General features: G+C 44.3%; 12 protein-coding genes and 4 tRNA genes. 2 read left to right on the top strand and 14 right to left on the bottom strand.

Annotated features, from left to right (window positions below; all coding sequences use genetic code 11):
• Positions 1-16: 16 nt before the first annotated feature.
• The 9 genes from lolE to dnaQ form a co-directional block, all read right to left on the bottom strand.
• Entirely contained in the window at positions 17-1,243 is a 1,227-nt protein-coding gene (gene lolE, locus AVL57_RS06925) for a lipoprotein-releasing ABC transporter permease subunit LolE (protein ID WP_057792420.1), read from the bottom strand.
• A complete protein-coding gene (gene lolD, locus AVL57_RS06930) occupies positions 1,243-1,938 on the bottom strand; it encodes a lipoprotein-releasing ABC transporter ATP-binding protein LolD (protein WP_057792422.1) in 696 nt (231 codons plus the stop codon). Before lolD ends, lolE begins: the two co-directional genes overlap by 1 nt.
• A 65-nt stretch (positions 1,939-2,003) precedes the next feature.
• Positions 2,004-3,566: an EAL domain-containing protein gene (locus AVL57_RS06935; RefSeq protein WP_057792424.1), complete on the bottom strand. Its 1,563-nt coding sequence runs from the start codon at positions 3,564-3,566 to the stop codon at positions 2,004-2,006.
• A 494-nt stretch (positions 3,567-4,060) separates the two neighbouring features.
• Positions 4,061-4,137: transfer RNA gene (locus AVL57_RS06940), tRNA-Asp, on the bottom strand.
• Between the two features lie 31 nt (positions 4,138-4,168).
• Positions 4,169-4,245: transfer RNA gene (locus AVL57_RS06945), tRNA-Asp, on the bottom strand.
• Between the two features lie 33 nt (positions 4,246-4,278).
• Positions 4,279-4,355, bottom strand: a tRNA-Asp gene (locus AVL57_RS06950).
• Positions 4,356-4,382: 27 nt separating this feature from the next.
• A tRNA-Asp gene (locus AVL57_RS06955) sits at positions 4,383-4,459 on the bottom strand.
• A 321-nt stretch (positions 4,460-4,780) separates the two neighbouring features.
• Complete coding sequence (locus AVL57_RS06960; RefSeq protein ID WP_057792426.1) at positions 4,781-6,286, bottom strand: TIGR03503 family protein; 1,506 nt, start codon at positions 6,284-6,286, stop codon at positions 4,781-4,783.
• Positions 6,287-6,376: 90 nt separating this feature from the next.
• Positions 6,377-7,099 (bottom strand): DNA polymerase III subunit epsilon, encoded by a 723-nt coding sequence (gene dnaQ, locus AVL57_RS06965; RefSeq protein ID WP_057792428.1) that lies wholly within the window; start codon positions 7,097-7,099, stop codon positions 6,377-6,379.
• Positions 7,100-7,202: 103 nt separating this feature from the next.
• Between dnaQ and rnhA the strand changes: the two genes are divergently transcribed.
• Positions 7,203-7,670, top strand: a complete 468-nt coding sequence (gene rnhA, locus AVL57_RS06970; protein WP_057792430.1) for a ribonuclease HI — start codon at positions 7,203-7,205, stop codon at positions 7,668-7,670.
• A 129-nt stretch (positions 7,671-7,799) separates the two neighbouring features.
• Here the strand turns inward: rnhA and AVL57_RS06975 are convergent, their stop codons facing one another.
• On the bottom strand, positions 7,800-8,777 hold the full coding sequence (locus AVL57_RS06975; RefSeq protein WP_057792431.1) for an NAD(P)H-quinone oxidoreductase: 978 nt from the start codon (positions 8,775-8,777) through the stop codon (positions 7,800-7,802).
• A gap of 476 nt (positions 8,778-9,253) precedes the next feature.
• On the opposite strand from AVL57_RS06975, the gene AVL57_RS06980 reads away from it, so the two are divergent.
• The gene (locus AVL57_RS06980) at positions 9,254-10,447 is read left to right on the top strand and encodes a class I SAM-dependent rRNA methyltransferase (protein WP_057792433.1); all 1,194 of its coding nucleotides are present in this window, start codon (positions 9,254-9,256) and stop codon (positions 10,445-10,447) included.
• Between the two features lie 193 nt (positions 10,448-10,640).
• On the opposite strand, the gene AVL57_RS06985 is transcribed toward AVL57_RS06980, so the two are convergent.
• The 4 genes from AVL57_RS06985 to AVL57_RS07000 form a co-directional block, all read right to left on the bottom strand.
• On the bottom strand, positions 10,641-10,895 hold the full coding sequence (locus AVL57_RS06985) for a DUF2061 domain-containing protein (protein ID WP_057792435.1): 255 nt from the start codon (positions 10,893-10,895) through the stop codon (positions 10,641-10,643).
• Positions 10,896-11,131: 236 nt separating this feature from the next.
• Positions 11,132-11,434, bottom strand: coding sequence for a PilZ domain-containing protein (locus AVL57_RS06990; RefSeq protein ID WP_057792437.1), 303 nt, complete (start codon positions 11,432-11,434; stop codon positions 11,132-11,134).
• Between the two features lie 158 nt (positions 11,435-11,592).
• Complete coding sequence (gene hrpA / locus AVL57_RS06995) at positions 11,593-15,603, bottom strand: ATP-dependent RNA helicase HrpA (RefSeq protein ID WP_057792439.1); 4,011 nt, start codon at positions 15,601-15,603, stop codon at positions 11,593-11,595.
• Between the two features lie 397 nt (positions 15,604-16,000).
• Positions 16,001-17,314: a Na+/H+ antiporter NhaC family protein gene (locus AVL57_RS07000; RefSeq protein ID WP_057796205.1), complete on the bottom strand. Its 1,314-nt coding sequence runs from the start codon at positions 17,312-17,314 to the stop codon at positions 16,001-16,003.
• Between the last annotated feature and the right edge of the window lie 104 nt (positions 17,315-17,418).

Consider the following 17,418-nt stretch of genomic DNA (forward strand, 5'->3'; position numbering starts at 1 on the left):
GACAAGCTAAGTACATTCAGTGAAGGGATTGAGAGGGAGACACTTTCGTCGCTTTATGGGCGGGGTACCAAGTTGCTAATACGGACATGATGATGGCGACCACACAGGTGACTACCACGTCTTGCCACATAAGTGCAGAAGGTAAGAAATCGATAAAATAGATATCACCTGATAGCACTTCTACCCCAAAAACACCCTCTAAGAACTTCACAATACGTGAAAGATTAGGGGCAATAATAACAGCAAGGGTTACCCCTACTACTATACCAATGAGTCCATTCAGCACACCTTGGAACATAAACGTGCGCCGAATTAGTGTGTCGGTCGCCCCCATAGTTTTTAAGATAGCGATGGCAGGTTGTTTTTCTCGTACCGCCATCACTAATGACGACACAATGTTAAAACACGCCACGGCAATCACCAGTACCAATGCAATATACACAACGGTGCGAACGAGCTGAATGTCATTGTACAAATGGCCTTGGGTACGGGTCCAATCTGACATATAGACCGCTTGAGGGTAGCTATAACCTATATCTCGCATGGTGATATAGGCCGAAAATGGATCGTGTAATGTGAAGCGCATACCCAATGCTTGGCCATCTATGCCAGCGGCCGCGGAAGCTTTCGCAAGGTGCATTAACCCCAATTGATTATCTAGCTCGCCGCCAACATGCATGAAGCCTGCGACGGTTAACGTTATTGATGTAGGTGCGCTAAAGCGTAAATCTTTCGTGGTGACGGGAATAAGCGCCTGTACGGTATCACCCACCACAATATTAAGTTTGTTGGCAATCCCCTTACCTATCAGCACACCGTCGCTGTTTAGCGCGAAGTTCTGCCAATGTTCGTCCGTTACTTGCCGGCTAAAAGTGTTTTGCGCGTCTGCCGCTATGCCCGTCAATGAAATCGCCTTTAACTCACCTTTGAATTGCAACATGCCGGTAAGCTCGGTGTAAGGCTCAACCTTAGCAATTCTGGGGTCTTGATTAAGTCGATACAGCTGCGCATCTAAGTTCTCAATGCCCGTCTTGTCGGTGCTATACAATTCGCCGTGAGGAATAACGGTTAAAATACGCTGCGTTAATTCTCGCTCAAAACCATTCATTACACTTAGTAAGATAATTAACACGAAACAGCCAAGACCTATGCCTACGGTAGACGACATAGAAATGAATGAGATGAAACGATTTTGGACTTTGGCTCGACGAAATCGTTTAGCAAGTTGCCATGCCAGCGCCACTACGATTGTTCCTCAGTTGCGGCGTTTAGTAATTCACCGTCTTTAATACGAAGTACTCTGTCCATACGATTAGCAAGCGTAATATCGTGCGTTACCACAACAAAAGCCGTTTGTTTTTGCTCACTTAAGCGTTTCAACAACTGATAAATCTGTTCACCTGTGGTGGCATCTAAATTACCGGTTGGTTCGTCAGCAAGAACAACCGATGGAGATGTGACCAATGCGCGGGCAATGGCTACCCGTTGACGTTCGCCGCCTGAGAGCGCGCTAGGTAAATGATCTGCACGGTGAGAAAGCCCTACGTCGTTAAGTAAGGCGTTTGCTTTTGCATTAGCGGTAGTAGCACTCTCGCCGCCAATTCGAAGAGGCATGGCAACGTTTTCAAGCGCAGTAAATTCACCAAGCAAATGATGGAATTGATAAATAAACCCCATTTCCTTGTTTCGCAAGGCGGCAAGCTGTTTAGCGTTTAAGTGTGTAAGTGACTCACCTTTGAACCACACTTCACCGCTTGTGGGCGTGTCTAAACCGCCAAGCAAGTGCAGCAGGGTACTTTTTCCTGAACCAGAGCTACCTAAAATGGCAACATGCTCACTCGCATTGATAGAAAGTGAAATGTTATTAAGGACAGGCGTACTATTCTCGCCTTCTTGATAAATTTTACAGATTTTGCGGCAATGTAATACGTCCTGCATGCAGCCGTTCTTCGTCTTTTAACAATAACTGCATGGTATCGCGGAACGACTGGCAGGCCAACCGATTAATGGGTTTGGGACGACAGCTCAATGGTATTTGCTAAATTCTCAACCGTTTGCGGTTTACCAAATAACCATCCTTGACCGTACTCCACATTCATATTCACGAGCTCCTGACACTGCTCGGTGTTTTCAACACCTTCCGCAATCAATGTCACTCTTAATTCGTCGGCAATACTGACAATGTGGGGAATTAAAGAGGAACGAATACTATGATCCTCCATGTCCATCACGAAACTACGATCGATCTTCAGGAATTCACATTTAAGAGATTTAAGTTGGCTAAGGTTCGAATACCCTACCCCAAAATCGTCTATGGCCATCCAAAAACCTCTGCTTTTGAGGGCTTTTATATGTTTAACCGCACTGCCTGTGGCAAGTTGCTCATCTTCGGTTATCTCAAGAACCAATTTAAAATTCTTGTCATTCATAGTGAGCACCCAGTCTAAGTCGAGCAACTCATCTTTCATAAAGTCTGACGGAAACAGGTTAAATGAAACTTTAAAGCCTTCTGGAATATCCTTGTTCTCATTAAGGGCAATCATTGCCGATTCAATCATGACCGTAGTGAACTCCCATGTTTTACCTAACTCTTTGACTTGAGGTATAAATTCGTCAGGGTAAATTGGACCAAACTCATCTTCGAATCGGCTCAATACTTCACAGCCAACTACTTCACCAGACTTTAATATTACGAATGGCTGGTACAAACAATAAAACTTACCCGATTTAAGCCCACGACTTATACGCGACTCTAATGAACGTCTGCGTCTTAAGTAATTAAATGTAAGCATATGAGATAGCGCCGCCGTCATTAACATGACACAAACGAACAACACTAGTTTGCCTTTATGAGTATTAAAAATTCGGCCTTGGTCGGATACTACGCTCAAACAAGTGGAAGAATAATACTTATCACACTTGATTAAACTTAGAGAGAAGTAACTAGTATCAAGTTTTGCGATACCTCCGCCCGCGCTCTGTGGCATTAAAGAGGCGTTTCCCGCCATATGAAATAGCTCATCTGCTTTGTAAAAGAGCGCCCAATCCTGACTAAAGTTTAGGCCAATTACTGCATCCATATCTAATACAGCATTGTATCGTCCACGCTTTGCAATAGTGCCTTTCGACTGGTTGTCAAATAGCTCTAACGGCGTATTAATCCAAAACGCATCACCCAAAGAAGTGACAAAATCTGGGATTGCTTCGTCTATGGGCTGCTTTAATAGCCCAAGATAGGTACTGCACAATAACTTTCCATCACCAAAGAAACCAATTTCTTTCACAAAACGAGAGCGAAATAAAGTGCGTCGCATTTCGTTTAAATTGTCTTCACTGCAGGAGTAATAGGGAGAGGCGTTCAAATAATCTAATGCGGTCTCGGCATCTTTAAACACCATGTTCACGTTTGATAATATATCTTTTGCTCGGTCTTTTTCATGTTCTTTTATAACTGAGAACATTAATAGGCCAAGCGCGGCGCTAACAAGAACAACAGACAAAAACGATACGGCGATGGCTTTAAGATTGTCAGCTAGTAGAAATTTTTTATGCTCACTATTGCTCATTCGTACCACATAAAATTAAGACATATTATTGTGCGTGTACACTTCAAAATAGTCGAAAATTTGATTATTAGAATAATACTTTAGATGCATTTAAGCATTGCAGAAGATTGAGTTAAGTCAATGAACTGAAGAGAATAAAATTATCTAGCGTTGAAGTGATATGCAGCCACAATACCACTTAAAATATGCGGTTTGCTGCGGTAGCTAATTATTCAGCTGGCTAACAATTATGTGCAATCAAAGGGCATTCACAGCCGATATGGGAAAAGGCTATTGTGAGGCTAACTAGAAACCAAAGGTGGATAATACTGCAAGAAAAAAAAGGAGAAGCTAGGTAGTGAAAAACTAGGTAGAGAGAAACTGGGTAGAAAAAAGATGAAACGACAGCTGATAATAAGCAAAAAATAGTAGTCGGAAAAAGTATAACGTTGATAAAGAGGTTTTATCAGTGCGCAGTTGAACCTGCAAGGTAGTAGTAAATGCTTTCCCGAAAATGGCGGAGCGGACGGGACTCGAACCCGCGACCCCCGGCGTGACAGGCCGGTATTCTAACCAACTGAACTACCGCTCCGCATAATGGGAAAGTGTGCTATTTCGATAAGTGGCGGAGCGGACGGGACTCGAACCCGCGACCCCCGGCGTGACAGGCCGGTATTCTAACCAACTGAACTACCGCTCCACATCATCGAAGAGACACTTTGTTATAACTAAATGGCGGAGCGGACGGGACTCGAACCCGCGACCCCCGGCGTGACAGGCCGGTATTCTAACCAACTGAACTACCGCTCCGTGGCCTTTTAGTTATATCATTGAAAGTGGCGGAGCGGACGGGACTCGAACCCGCGACCCCCGGCGTGACAGGCCGGTATTCTAACCAACTGAACTACCGCTCCACAATTTCAATGTTATCAGTGAGTTAGTTGGGTTGTTAAAACCCCTTGCCCTCACTGCGGCGCAGATAATACGGTTTAGACCTTACAGAGTCAATGCTTTTTATTAATAAAATTGTCATCTGGGCACTGTTTGCGCGATAAATAAACACAATGTTGAAATATAATTCAATCAGGCGGGAATTCGTACACCTAAAACTAGCATACTATTCCCACAGGCCACGCTCACCTTAGGATGGCTAACTTGAACTTTTGTATTAGTAACGAGAAAAAGTACTCCCGGTAGGGCGATATAGCGCTATTTATGTGCCCTATTTATTGCCCCTACTCTGCCGGTTTCGATTTCTTAAACTTTGCCAGTAACTTTTTAAAGCCCTTGGGTTCATTATCAAGAGATAAGTCAGATTCAGACACCACTTTCTTTTTGGCTTTTTTATTTTCATTTTTTGTGGCTACTTTTGCAGATGCAGGACCACTGGCCTTTCTTCTTTTTAAGATAATAATAACGGCAGCAACAACACCTATTAAAATAATCGTGCCATTCATCGCGACAATAATCAGGGTTAGCGTACCTGAATCCATTCCATCATCTTCATTTTGCGATTGTGAAGGGTTTTGTGTGTTTTCTTGATTAGGTGATGTTGAACCTTCTCCCATGGCAAGCGGATCTTCACTGCCATCAACAATAGGATCTTCGCCGTCAATAAGCGGGTCTATCACTTCTGGTTCAGGTGCTTCAGCCAAAAAGGTATATTCAGGCACATCCAGAATAAAGTCTCGGCCTTCCGATGTTGTGCCATAAGCGGTTAGTTTAACGCGATAAACTCCTTCTTCGTACGCCACAATAAGATGTTCTCGCACGCCATCACCGCCCTCGGTTAACGAGAAGTTTTGAATATCTGCGTTTGGAAATCTAATTTTACCGTCTATGAGAAGTGACTCTATATTGACTAGTTCGCGGTTCACATCAATGAGCAGTGTGTGATACCCATCTCCCGTGCCATCGGTAGGGTCTAGTTCAACGTCTACATAAACAGGGTTGTTGTGCAGGATAATAGGTGCACCAATTTGCTCTCGCGTGAACATTGGCGTGTCTACCCGATACACAGGCTGCCATTTGCCCGCCGCCACTTTTAAATTAAATTGGCCAGTGAACACACCATCCGAAGGACGCTCATCCATGCCCCGGCCGTTATCTTCAAACTTTGCTATTTCTGCATCGTTGGCCCCGAAGTTGTCGTAATTGGGGTCATTGGCACTTTCAAACTCAATAGATAACTCCACGACATCACGAAACTGTTTGTTATCTATTTTTTCGCCACCGTTGGTTAGGTAAGCCGTAGATTTTAATATTTCGCCCGAAAAGAGAATACTGGGAAGCGGTGTGGCGTGAAGTTTAATATCAGAAATAACCATAACCCGACTGGCAGGGTTAACCTGACCTACCGCCTGCCAAGGGCCAGGCATAGGGTTCTCAATGGTGATCATATCGAAGGTGTCAGCATCAAACCACTTAACGAATGCCTCGTCTACCCGGCCTTGAAATAGCTTTGAACCATCGGGGCGGACTAATACTACGGGGGCAGAACCGTATTCGCGAAAGAAAATCATAGAGACCTCTTTCACGTTGTAATCAATACGAAAACGATTCTGTAATAATTTAATCGAGTTCTCGTATTCATCCCCCAAGTCAGTAATAGGAGAAGGCGCAGCGTCGGCTTGCGTATCCGATGTCGACGGAGCAGTCAACGAAGTATCTTGTGAAAATACCGTTGAAGCACATCCCAATAGGCACAACGCCAACACTAGTTTCATCACGCCTATTCTCACTGTTGCCCGCTCCTTTGGAAATGTATTCTAAAATATGGTTAGGTATGGCTAGCACCTAAGGCTATAGACGATAACTTGCACCTAGCTTAGTTATGCATCGGTTTGCTCTTGCTCTGGGCGCCACAAACATTTACCCCCCGCTTTTTCTACGATATCTAAACGAGATTCATGCTGTGCTAATTCATCGGCGTTAGCCTTGATAACCTTTAATTTATTTCCATTTCGGTTCAAACGACGAAGTGCATCTGATTGGGTTTCGCCGCTGCCTTTCGAGGCCAAATTAAGTTTAGTTTGCCCACCTGTCATTAGCAGGTAAACATCAGCTAAAATTTCAGCATCCAGCAGTGCGCCGTGAAGCTCACGGTGGCTGTTGTCTATGCCGTAACGCTTACACAACGCATCTAGGTTGTTCTTTTGCCCTGGGTGCATTTTTCGTGCGACCGCCAAGGTATCAAGAACACTACAAATATCTTTGGTGATAACGCCACGGGTTTTCGGTTCCATTCCGAACTCATGATCCATAAAGCCCACATCGAAGGGCGCATTGTGGATAACAAGCTGAGCGCCGCGAATAAAATTCACAAAGTCTTCGGCCACATCTCTAAATGTAGGTTTGTCGGTTAAGAACTCATTGGTAATACCGTGAACATCAATGGCCTCTTGTTCTATTTGGCGGCCAGGATTAATGTATACATGAAAGTGATTGCCAGTAAGTTTGCGGTTAACCAGCTCAACACACCCAATTTCAATCACTCGGTGACCTTCTTTAGGGTCGATACCTGTAGTTTCTGTATCTAGTACAATCTGACGCATGATTCCTCTAATCTTACCTTTTGTTTTTTGATAGTATATCAACCCCTTCGCCACAGGCTAAGGGAAAAGCGAAATATGAAAGTAAATAATTTAAGGACACCCAGTGGCTCAAAAAACCATTCACATTTTTACTGATGGCTCATGCCTTGGAAACCCAGGCCCTGGCGGCTATGGCGCTGTACTCGTTTATAACAGTCACCGCAAAGAGCTTAGCGGCGGGTTTGCCCATACCACGAATAATCGTATGGAATTAATGGCTCCTATTGAAGCATTAAACAGCTTAACTGAGCCCTGCAATGTGGAATTAACGACAGACAGCCAGTATGTGAAAAACGGTATCAATCAATGGATCCACAACTGGCGTAAGAACGGCTGGCGTACTTCAGACAAAAAAGCGGTGAAAAATGCCGACCTTTGGAAACGCCTTGATGAAGCGGTTAGCAAGCATAAAATTAACTGGCATTGGGTGAAGGGCCACTCGGGTCACCCTGAAAATGAACGCTGTGATGACCTTGCGCGCGGCGCGGCAGAAGCCAAGCCAACAACGCCAGACAGCGGCTTCATAGGCTAATAACTTTACGCCTAATAGCTTTAACGCTTTAAAGCGTTAATGATGTTTCAAAAAGAAAAGGCGGCACCGCCTTTTCTTTTGTAACGTCAAACTCTGCCTATTCTTTTGCTTCTACTTAACACTCAGCAATTACCACTCTACAATTATTTTGCCCTGTGTGTCGTTACCCTCTAAACGTGCGTGAGATTTCGCGACATCATCAATTGCGTATACTGTATCAATGTTTACGCTAAGCTCGCCTGAGGTAAACGCGGGTAAACAGGTTGTCGAAAAATCACTAATAAGCGCACTTTTATATTCATCCGTTCTGTTGCGTAACGTAGTGCCTTGTATTCTGGCTCGTTTACCCAACATTAATGCCATATCGAGATTGTCGGCATAACGTCCCGCTAACATGGCAAGGTAAACCACAATGCCGTCGCGCTTTAGTATTTGAAGGTTCCGATTTAAGTAATCGCCACCTACCATATCAAGCACCATATTGACGCCTTCTGGCCAACTCGCTTTTATTTCTTCAGCAAAGTTTTTATCTTTGTAATTTATCAGTAAGTTAGCGCCGTTTTGTTTGCACTGAGCTAACTTTTCTTGGGATGACGCGGTAACTGCACTTTCTACTCCCCAATAATGACAAAGCTGAGTGGCGGCTAGCCCCACACCACTGGCACCACCGTGAATGAGTACCCGCTCTGCCGGTTTTACATTGGAGATTAAGCGCAAACACTGAAATGCAGTAAGAAACACCTCAGCAAGTCCGGCCGCCGTGCTATACGCCATATTTTCTGGAACCCGCATTAAATGATGCGGATTAACAGCAACTTGTTGTGCATAGCCGCCGCCAGCAACTAACCCAAAGACCTTATCGCCGACTTTCCACTCACTTACTGTAGCACCAACCTCAATAACCTCACCGGCTACTTCCAGCCCCAGAATCTCACTTTCGCCGGGAGGGGGTGGATAGTGTCCTTGTCGTTGTAGTGTATCGGCACGATTCACACCAAAAGCGTGTACCTGCAATAACACTTTATCGTCGGTAAGTACGGGGGCATCAACCTCTGCTATTGTGAGGCCTTCAGGAGCACAGCCTTTTTCGAAGTTTACAAATTGCATTAGTATCCTCTTTTTTGAACTTTCACAGCAGGTGCAGTGTTTGTGCACATTAGTGATTACATGAAAAACACGTCAACCTATGACTACGTGGGCGATACGTTTTGGTGCATAATTGCGTTGGTATTTTTAGCATCATAACCCTAGCGCTTAACTTGTTGTGCTAAATTTGGTTTAAAACACTGTAACCTAAGGTTATTACAACAAAACTCATGATTACCAAGAGTTTGCCATAACGCCGTGTTTAATCTAACGGCTGCGCTTGCCCAACAAACTTACTTTCATACTGCGTATAATACTTAACTTCAACACGGTAAACTTGCTAATCATTCGCATAGCTACCGCTTTGTCGCTATACTTCGCACCGCCGCTTACGTGTGGTTGCAAGGGCCGTTTATTAGCTAAAGGCTTTTAACCCAGCTAAAGGCTTACCTACGCAACCCCACTTCCTAGCTAATTCAAGAAATAGAGTACGTTTCATGTCATCACAAGTTATATTGCATCCTAATAGAGATAAATCCCTTCGTCGTCGCCATCCTTGGGTGTTTGAAAGCGCCGTGGCAGAACTAAAAGGTAGAGGGCGCAGTGGTGACACCGTTGATGTATTCGATTCAGAAGGTGACTGGTTAGGTCGCGGCGCCTACTCCCCTACTTCGCAAATTCGAGTGCGCATGTGGACCTTTAGCAAAGAAGAAAGCATTGATAACGCGTTTTTTCTACGCCGCATGGAAATAGCGCTTAAATTAAGAACCCGTTTATTTGACCCCGAAGTTACCAATGCTTTTCGTTGGATAGCGTCTGAAAGTGATGGCCTTCCTGGCGTTACCATAGATTTGTATGACAACGTAGCCGTACTGCAATTGCTGAGCGCGGGCGCTGAAAAACACCGTGATAAAATTGTGTGGGCAATAAACAAGTTGAAGCCCGGTACTCATGTTTACGAGCGAAGCGATGTGGATGTGCGCAAAAAAGAAGGCCTAGAGCCAGTAACCGGCGTGGTGAGCGGCGAACCTCCCATGCAAGTTACAGTAAAAGAGAATGGGCTTTCTATTATTGTTGATATAGAGAACGGCCACAAAACGGGCTTTTATCTTGATCAGCGAGATAGCCGTGCTGCCGCTGCACATTATGCCAGAGACGCTGACGTGCTTAACTGCTTTAGCTATACCGGTACCTTTTCCTGCTATGCACTACAAGGCGGCGCTAAATCGGTCACCAATGTGGATGTTTCTCAGCCAGCCCTCGACCTTGCTAAGCAACACGTTGCGATAAATGGGCTAGATGAAAGCAAAAGTCATTACGTTAAAAAAGATGTGTTTAAGCAATTGCGTGAATATCATGAACGAGGCGATCAGTTTGATATGGTTATCCTCGATCCACCCAAGTTCATCGACAACAAAGCATCACTTACTCGTGCCGCTCGTGGCTATAAAGATATTAACTTGTATGGTATTCATGCGGTGAGAAATGGTGGATTACTACTTACTTTTAGCTGCTCTGGCTTGATGCCAGCCGATCTTTTCCAAAAAATAGTGGCTGATGCCGCATTAGATGCCGGAAGAACCATTAAGATTATTGCTCGACTGAATCAAGCCACCGATCACCCGGTAATTGGCAGTTACCCTGAAGGATATTACTTAAAAGGTTTAGTTTGCGAAGTAACTGACCTGTAATATCAGTCGTACTTTTACAACTCATTTAATACCTGTAAAAGATAAGCAAACAAGCTGATTAATACAGGCTTTTTGTTTAATTCATTTAGCATAAAAAAGTGGCGCTAAGGTTTTATTAAGTGTAATTAAACTTAACTCACCGTTAGCGCCACATTCTTCGAAAATTCAAATAAGAGGCAAACTTAGCAAACGCTTATGATGCCAATGTCATCTCATTTGAAGCAAAAGTCTGCTCAGGACGACTACTTAGTTGCTGCTCGCTATCTTGGTCTTTAGACTGGCTCTCAAATTTCTTCCAGACTCGCTCGTGGAAATAAAAAACTACAGTATTCACAGCTGGCTCAACTAAGGCTACTGCCCCACCCACTACTGCACTACCGGTTAATAAGTATGCCACTGTAAAAGCGACGGTGAAGTGCATGCACGCAAAAGTAATTGTCTTTTTCATAATGATTTACCTAATAAGTTTGTCTCGAATCGTTAATGAGAATTATTATCGATTAGAGCTATTAAAGACAATTGATTTTTACGAAGGATGCCATCGACTTATTCGATTTCACTACTATGAAAGCGTTGATATGAAAAAAGTAGGTTTGTAGGTTTTAGCATAGGCTATGCCTGACTCACGAAAGAGTTCGTGAGTCATAATAAATAAGCTTAGGCTTGCGAAGGCCCTTATACAGCTTATTTCATTTCTGAGATTTCAACCCCAATCAAACAGCTAGATTCTGTGTCTGGCTCACAGCGAACCACAGTAGCAATAGCTGCTAATGAAGGCACTTGAGAGCTTGGAGAATCGATAGCAACACTAACTTGCGTACCAATTTCTAATGAGGGTTCATCAACTTCCAAAGACATGCCCGTTGCGCTGATGTCCTTACACATCGCTTGCATAGTGCGGCTCGATTCATCATCAGTAACCTGTAACTGACAAGGCGAATTAACCATCATCCTGAAAAAGTTTCGCTTATCGTCGTATCCCAACATTTCTACATCTCCGCTACGTATTCAAACCACATGTTGCTCTACCTGTTATAGGGCGAGGTAGGCCGCTTGTCAATCAGACTGACCAAGAATTGTCCGATTATATTTAGAAAATTATTTCCTGTTATTTGGGAAATTAAACAAGGTGCTTAGTTTTCTACTTAGAAATCAGCTAAAAACAGTGAGATACGCTTTGCCGATATGGGGTAAGCCGTACCTAATGCTTGCGCAAATAAAGACACCCTTAATTCTTCAATCATCCAACGTGCATCCAATAACGCTTGTGGTACTTTGCCTTTCGGGTATTTACCACAGGCTTTTTCCCACTCACTGACCGCCTTTTCTACCGTGAGCTGATGCATTCGGTCTTTGTTCGGATCAATCGGTAGCTTTTCTAAACGACGAGATAACCCTTTAATATAACGGTTCCAATCGTTAAGTCGTGCTTCACCAATATCAGATACAAAGCCTGGGAACACCAAGCTTGAAAGATGCCCTTTGCAATCGCCCAATGCGTTTATCATGTTGAGGGGCACATTACCTTTCATTTGCTTTTGACATTGATGTGCAAGGGTTAAGCCCTGCTCTACCTGCTTAGCTATTTCTAGTACTTTGTCGTTAATTTCTGCCCGCACGATATCTACGCAGGTATCAAAATCAGCCTTGTTACGAATTTCAGTATTGTGCTTTTCACAGTATTCCCCCACCAGCGCGTCTATACCGGCAAAAATACAATCATCAATAAGCGCTTTAATTTGCCCAAACGGATTGAAGTAAAGCCCCAACTTAGCTTTATTGGGCAGCTTACTCTGTAAGTAATTAAGTGGCGACGGCATGGCGTTTTTTATCAACACGTTCACACCTTTTCGGTGCATAGATTGCGCTTTTTCAGGCTCGTCGATAAGCGCAATATCTACCTTATCGCCCTTTTCTACCAATGCAGGGAAAGCTTGCACTTCAAAGCCCCCCATCTTTTGCGCAAAGGTAGTCGGCAGTGTGTCGAAATCCCAGCTTTCGATACCACTTCGCTCAAGTTCCGGCGTGGCCGCTTTTTCAAAAGTTTCTTTCACTTGCCCAGCACATTGCAGTTTTAGGGCGTGTAGGTCGTCAGAACGGGCGATTGTGTCGCCTTTATCGTTCACTACCGTAAAGTGCATGATTAGGTGTCTGTCAAGCTGCGACAAGTTCCACTCGTCTTCTTCTACGGTGATACCTGTCATCTTACGAAGCTTGGCAGTTACGGCCTCTACAAGACTAATTGGACGGCCGTTTTTATCCGTCTCGCTGATATCGGCAATACAGGCATCAGCAAAGTTGGGCGCAGGTACAAAGTTGCGGCGCAAACGCTTTGGCAAGGTTCTGATCATCGATACTATACGTTCATGCCTTAGCCCTGCTACTTGCCAATCAAAGCCAATGTTTTCTACTTGATTGAGTACTGGCAAAGGAATAATCACACTAACACCATCATCATCCGCATTCGGCTCAAAATGATAACGCAGTCCCATGGTGATGTTTCCCTGTCTCCACGCATCAGGAAACGCATTCTCTATAGCTTGGCCAGGCTGTTGGCGATATACGTCATCTTCGGTAAAAGTAAGTACGTCGCTTATTTTTTTGGCACCCGACTTTTCTCCGCCCGCTTGTTTAGCGAAGGCTTCTTGGTTTTTGTACCATTTCTTAAACGCCGCTTCGTTGTTCGCTTCTACAGGAATACGGGAGGCGTAAAAACGTACCAATTCGTCGTCATCAACCAAAAGATCTCTGCGTCGGGTCTTTTGTTCAAACTCATCGGCTTGCTCGAGTAACGCCTGGTTTTCTTTTAAGAAACCAAAGTTAAGCCGTGTATTACCCTCAACTAAGCCTTCACGAATAAAGAGTTCATGACATACTGGTGGATCAATTAAGCTATACACTTTGGCTCGTTTCATCACGATGGGTAAGCCAAACAGCGTCACTTTTTCAAACGCGATAACCGCGCCACGCTTTTTAGACCAATGGGGCTCTGAATAGCTGTGTTGACTAACATGTCCTGCTAATGACTCAATCCACGCGGGGTCAATTTTCGCCACCATGCGTGCAAATAATTTAGAGGTTTCTACTAATTCCGCCGCCATTACCCATTTAGGCTGTGACTTAGAAAGACCAGAACCTGGAAATATCATAAAGCGGGTATTGCGCGAGCCTAAGTATTCTCTGTCTTTATCTTTAAAACCAATATGCGATAGCAATCCACTTGCAATGGCTTCGTGAATAGCTTGATAATCTGGCTCGTTTTTCACAATTCCAAAGCCAAGTTCTGCCACCGACTTTTTCAGTTGGCTAACAATGTCTTGCCATTCGCGCATACGCAAATAGTTGATAAATTGGCTCTTACACCATTTGCGCAGATGATTCTGGCTTAATTCATTTTGCTGCGCTTTAAACGCATCCCACAGGTTATACAAACTAATAAAGTCTGAATCTTTATCGGTAAATTCGCTGTGCTTTTCATCTGCTTGTTGGCGTTTGTCTTGTGGTCGCTCACGAGGGTCTTGAATAGATAGCCCTGCCGCAATTACCATCACTTCCATCAACGCATTGGTACGCTGCGCTTCTACTACCATACGGGCGTAGCGCGGGTCGATAGGTAAGCGGGCAATCTGCCTGCCCATTTTGGTAAGCTGCATGCGGCCTTTTTGTTTCACGATGGCCTGAATTTCTTCTAGTAATCTAAAGCCGTCGTTGATGTTGCGGTTATCTGGCGGCTGAACAAACGGAAAATCGGCAATATCCCCTAACCCCAACGCAAGCATTTGCAAAATAACCGAGGCCAAATTAGTACGCAGTATTTCTGGGTCGGTAAATTCAGGGCGGCCGAGATAATCATCTTCACTATACAAACGAATACAAATACCGTCTGACACACGCCCGCATCGCCCAGCCCGCTGATTTGCAGACGCCTGCGATATAGCTTCTATAGGCAACCGCTGTACTTTACTGCGTGCGCTGTAGCGTGAAATACGGGCCACGCCTGGGTCGATTACATACTTAATGCCCGGCACCGTTAATGAGGTTTCTGCCACGTTGGTAGACAGCACAATGCGCCTACCGGTGTGAGACTGGAAAATACGATTTTGTTCAGCGGCGGAAAGCCGCGCATACAAAGGCACAATTTCGGTGTTTCGGTATTGCCTGCGCATTAAGGCGTCTTGGGTGTCACGAATTTCCCGCTCACCACTTAAGAACACTAAAATATCGCCCGGCTTCTCGGTTAATAGCTCATCTACCGCACCTACAATGGCATCGGTTTGGTCAGTATCGTTCTCATTGTCTTCAGGGCTGTGGTAGCGAATTTCTACCGGATACGTACGCCCACTCACTTCAATAATAGGCGCGTTATTAAAGTGCTTCGAGAAACGTTCAGGGTCGATAGTGGCCGAGGTGATAATCAGTTTAAGTTCAGGGCGCTTGTCTAATAGCTGCCTTAAATAACCCAGTAAGAAGTCGATGTTTAAGCTGCGTTCGTGGGCTTCATCAATAATAATGGTGTCGTATTGATTTAAAAAACGGTCGTTTTGCATTTCTGCCAGCAACATACCGTCTGTCATTAATTTTACGTAGCTTCGCTCACTTACCTGATCGCTAAAGCGAATTTTAAAACCAACCTTTTCACCTAAGGGGGTATTGAGCTCTTCAGCAATACGAGTAGCTACACTGCGTGCAGCCAATCGACGTGGCTGAGTATGGGCAATCATGCCACTAACACCACGGCCAAGCTCTAAGCATATTTTCGGTAACTGGGTAGTCTTACCCGAGCCGGTTTCACCTGCAACAATCACCACCTGATTCGCGGCAATCGCGGCTTTTATGTCGTCTTTTTTATCGCTCACCGGCAACGGCGGATAGGTAACTTCTGGTAAATTTTTCAGCCTAAACGCACGCTTATCTTTTGATGCTTGAATATCGTTCGCAAGTTTCTCGTATCGAGTGGCTAATTTAGTTTGCGGGTTATCGACAGAAGCATCGCTGTTATTTTCCTTTGCATTTTCACCACTATTAAGCTGCTTCGCGAACTGCTGAATGCGCCGTTTTAATGGGAATTTATCCGCCGAAAGACAATCATCGAGTTGTGTATAAAGCGGTTTAATCTGAAAAGCGACAAGCGACGAAGGCGCGTTAGGTGAAGACAATTTACCATCCTACTTTTTGATACGAACTGTACTATCTGTACTATCTGTACTTACGGTACTTGTTAGCGAAACGAACTGTTGGCCATTGCTGTTAAAACAGCTTGTATCTTTATATACGGCTAAACAGCGGAGGTCGATCCTAGAAGAAGTTGCATCAAATTTCCACCGCTAATCACCGTAGCATGTAGCATAGTGATACGAACCAGATATTTACCCTATTAGAATAACAACGAAGCGATGTTTATTTGCGTTAATTGCCAATGTATCCATCGCTATTGCCGCAGGTATTAACAAGTGGTTTGAGTTACCAATTGTTAATACCCCTAGGCGAAGATAGGTAATAGGTATTCAATGCCGAATATTAATTTGTACTGAACACAACAACGTTGAATAAGCGCTATTTCACGGCGGCCGATGCGCCTGTTAATTCATCGTCAATTTTCTGTTCAAACGTAGGGAAATTGAACCATATAGCCAGTAAGCCAAACACAAAAATAAGCATGGGGTACCAGCAGTATGGTGTAATGGCTAGTGGTGAAATGCCTACTACGGCAGCAGCACTTAATAACTGCGCACCATAAGGCACTAGCCCTTGAAAGCTGCACGAGAAAATATCGAGTAGCGATGCAGTACGGCGAGGATCCACGCCATACTTTTCATTTAAATCGCTCGCAATGGGCCCTGCTGTCACAATCGCAATAGTATTGTTAGCAGTAGTAATATCTAAAAAGCTGACCAAGCCAGCAATACTAAACTCTGCGCCCTTTTTGCTAGTAACACGTTTGGTTAAACGGTTAATCAGCCAAGTAATTCCGCCGTTCGCGTGCATTAAAGCCACAATACCGCCAATAGTAATGGCAATCATGGCTAAGTCTTGCATCCATCCCATGCCTTTTTGAATGCTATGCATCATGGTAAGCACGGTGAAACTACCTTGAAGCAATCCAACCACACAGGCACTGGCGATACCCACTGCCAACACAGTAATAACGTTAAAACCGGTTAACGCAAAACCAATAATGAATAAGTACGGCAATATGCGCCATACATCGTAATCTTTGGTTTCAATAAGCTCTGAGGTATCTACATCAACAAAGACTAACAGCAGCACCATGGTGACTAGGCAAGCTGGTAACGCTACCATCAAGTTTGCACGAAATTTATCTTTAAGCTGTACACCTTGGGTTCGGGTGGCCGCAATTGTGGTGTCTGATACAAACGACAAGTTATCACCAAACATAGCGCCCCCTACTACTACGCCAAGGGCTAGCTCAACCGGTAAGCCTAAGCTATTTGCCAGCCCTGCCCCTATGGGTGAAAGCGCAGTGATGGTGCCCATAGAGGTGCCCATGGCAAACGAGATAAAACAGCAAATCAAAAATAGTCCGGGCAATATCATGGCCGTGGGAACAAATTGTAGTGCCATATTTACCGTCGCATCTCGCGCACCAATATCGATAGTGACCGCGTAAAAAGCGCCAGCAAGAAGGAATATCAGCACCAGTAGAATAATATTTTTATCGCCGCCGCCTTTGCAAAACGTTTGTACTTTTTCTGAGAAGCTTATCTTTTCGCCTTTAGGGTTTAGGCATAGGCCGTAACCAGCACTAATAAAGAACGCCACCAATATAGGCATAGCGGTAATATCGTTAGTAATTAGGCCTGTAGCTACCACTAGAACAACAAATAATAAAATGGGTGTTAGACCCATTGGGTTTGACTTAGGTTGGCTACTTGAATTTGATTGCTGCACAGAAAACTCAACTTCTTTAATCAGATTGGGCACGGCGAATAGCCGACGATTATTATATCTAT

It is taken from the genome of Alteromonas stellipolaris, from assembly GCF_001562115.1.
GTDB classification, from domain to species: domain Bacteria; phylum Pseudomonadota; class Gammaproteobacteria; order Enterobacterales; family Alteromonadaceae; genus Alteromonas; species Alteromonas stellipolaris.

Excerpts from the sequence above, each read along its gene's own strand:
- AVL57_RS06975 (WP_057792431.1), bottom strand. The coding sequence starts at position 8,777 with ATGCAATTTGTAAACTTCGAAAAAGGCTGTGCTCCTGAAGGCCTCACA.
- lolD (WP_057792422.1), bottom strand. The coding sequence starts at position 1,938 with ATGCAGGACGTATTACATTGCCGCAAAATCTGTAAAATTTATCAAGAA.
- AVL57_RS07000 (WP_057796205.1), bottom strand. The coding sequence starts at position 17,314 with ATGGGTCTAACACCCATTTTATTATTTGTTGTTCTAGTGGTAGCTACA.
- dnaQ (WP_057792428.1), bottom strand. The coding sequence starts at position 7,099 with ATGCGTCAGATTGTACTAGATACAGAAACTACAGGTATCGACCCTAAA.
- AVL57_RS06985 (WP_057792435.1), bottom strand. The coding sequence starts at position 10,895 with ATGAAAAAGACAATTACTTTTGCGTGCATGCACTTCACCGTCGCTTTT.
- AVL57_RS06980 (WP_057792433.1), top strand. The coding sequence starts at position 9,254 with ATGTCATCACAAGTTATATTGCATCCTAATAGAGATAAATCCCTTCGT.
- AVL57_RS06935 (WP_057792424.1), bottom strand. The coding sequence starts at position 3,566 with ATGAGCAATAGTGAGCATAAAAAATTTCTACTAGCTGACAATCTTAAA.
- AVL57_RS06990 (WP_057792437.1), bottom strand. The coding sequence starts at position 11,434 with ATGTTGGGATACGACGATAAGCGAAACTTTTTCAGGATGATGGTTAAT.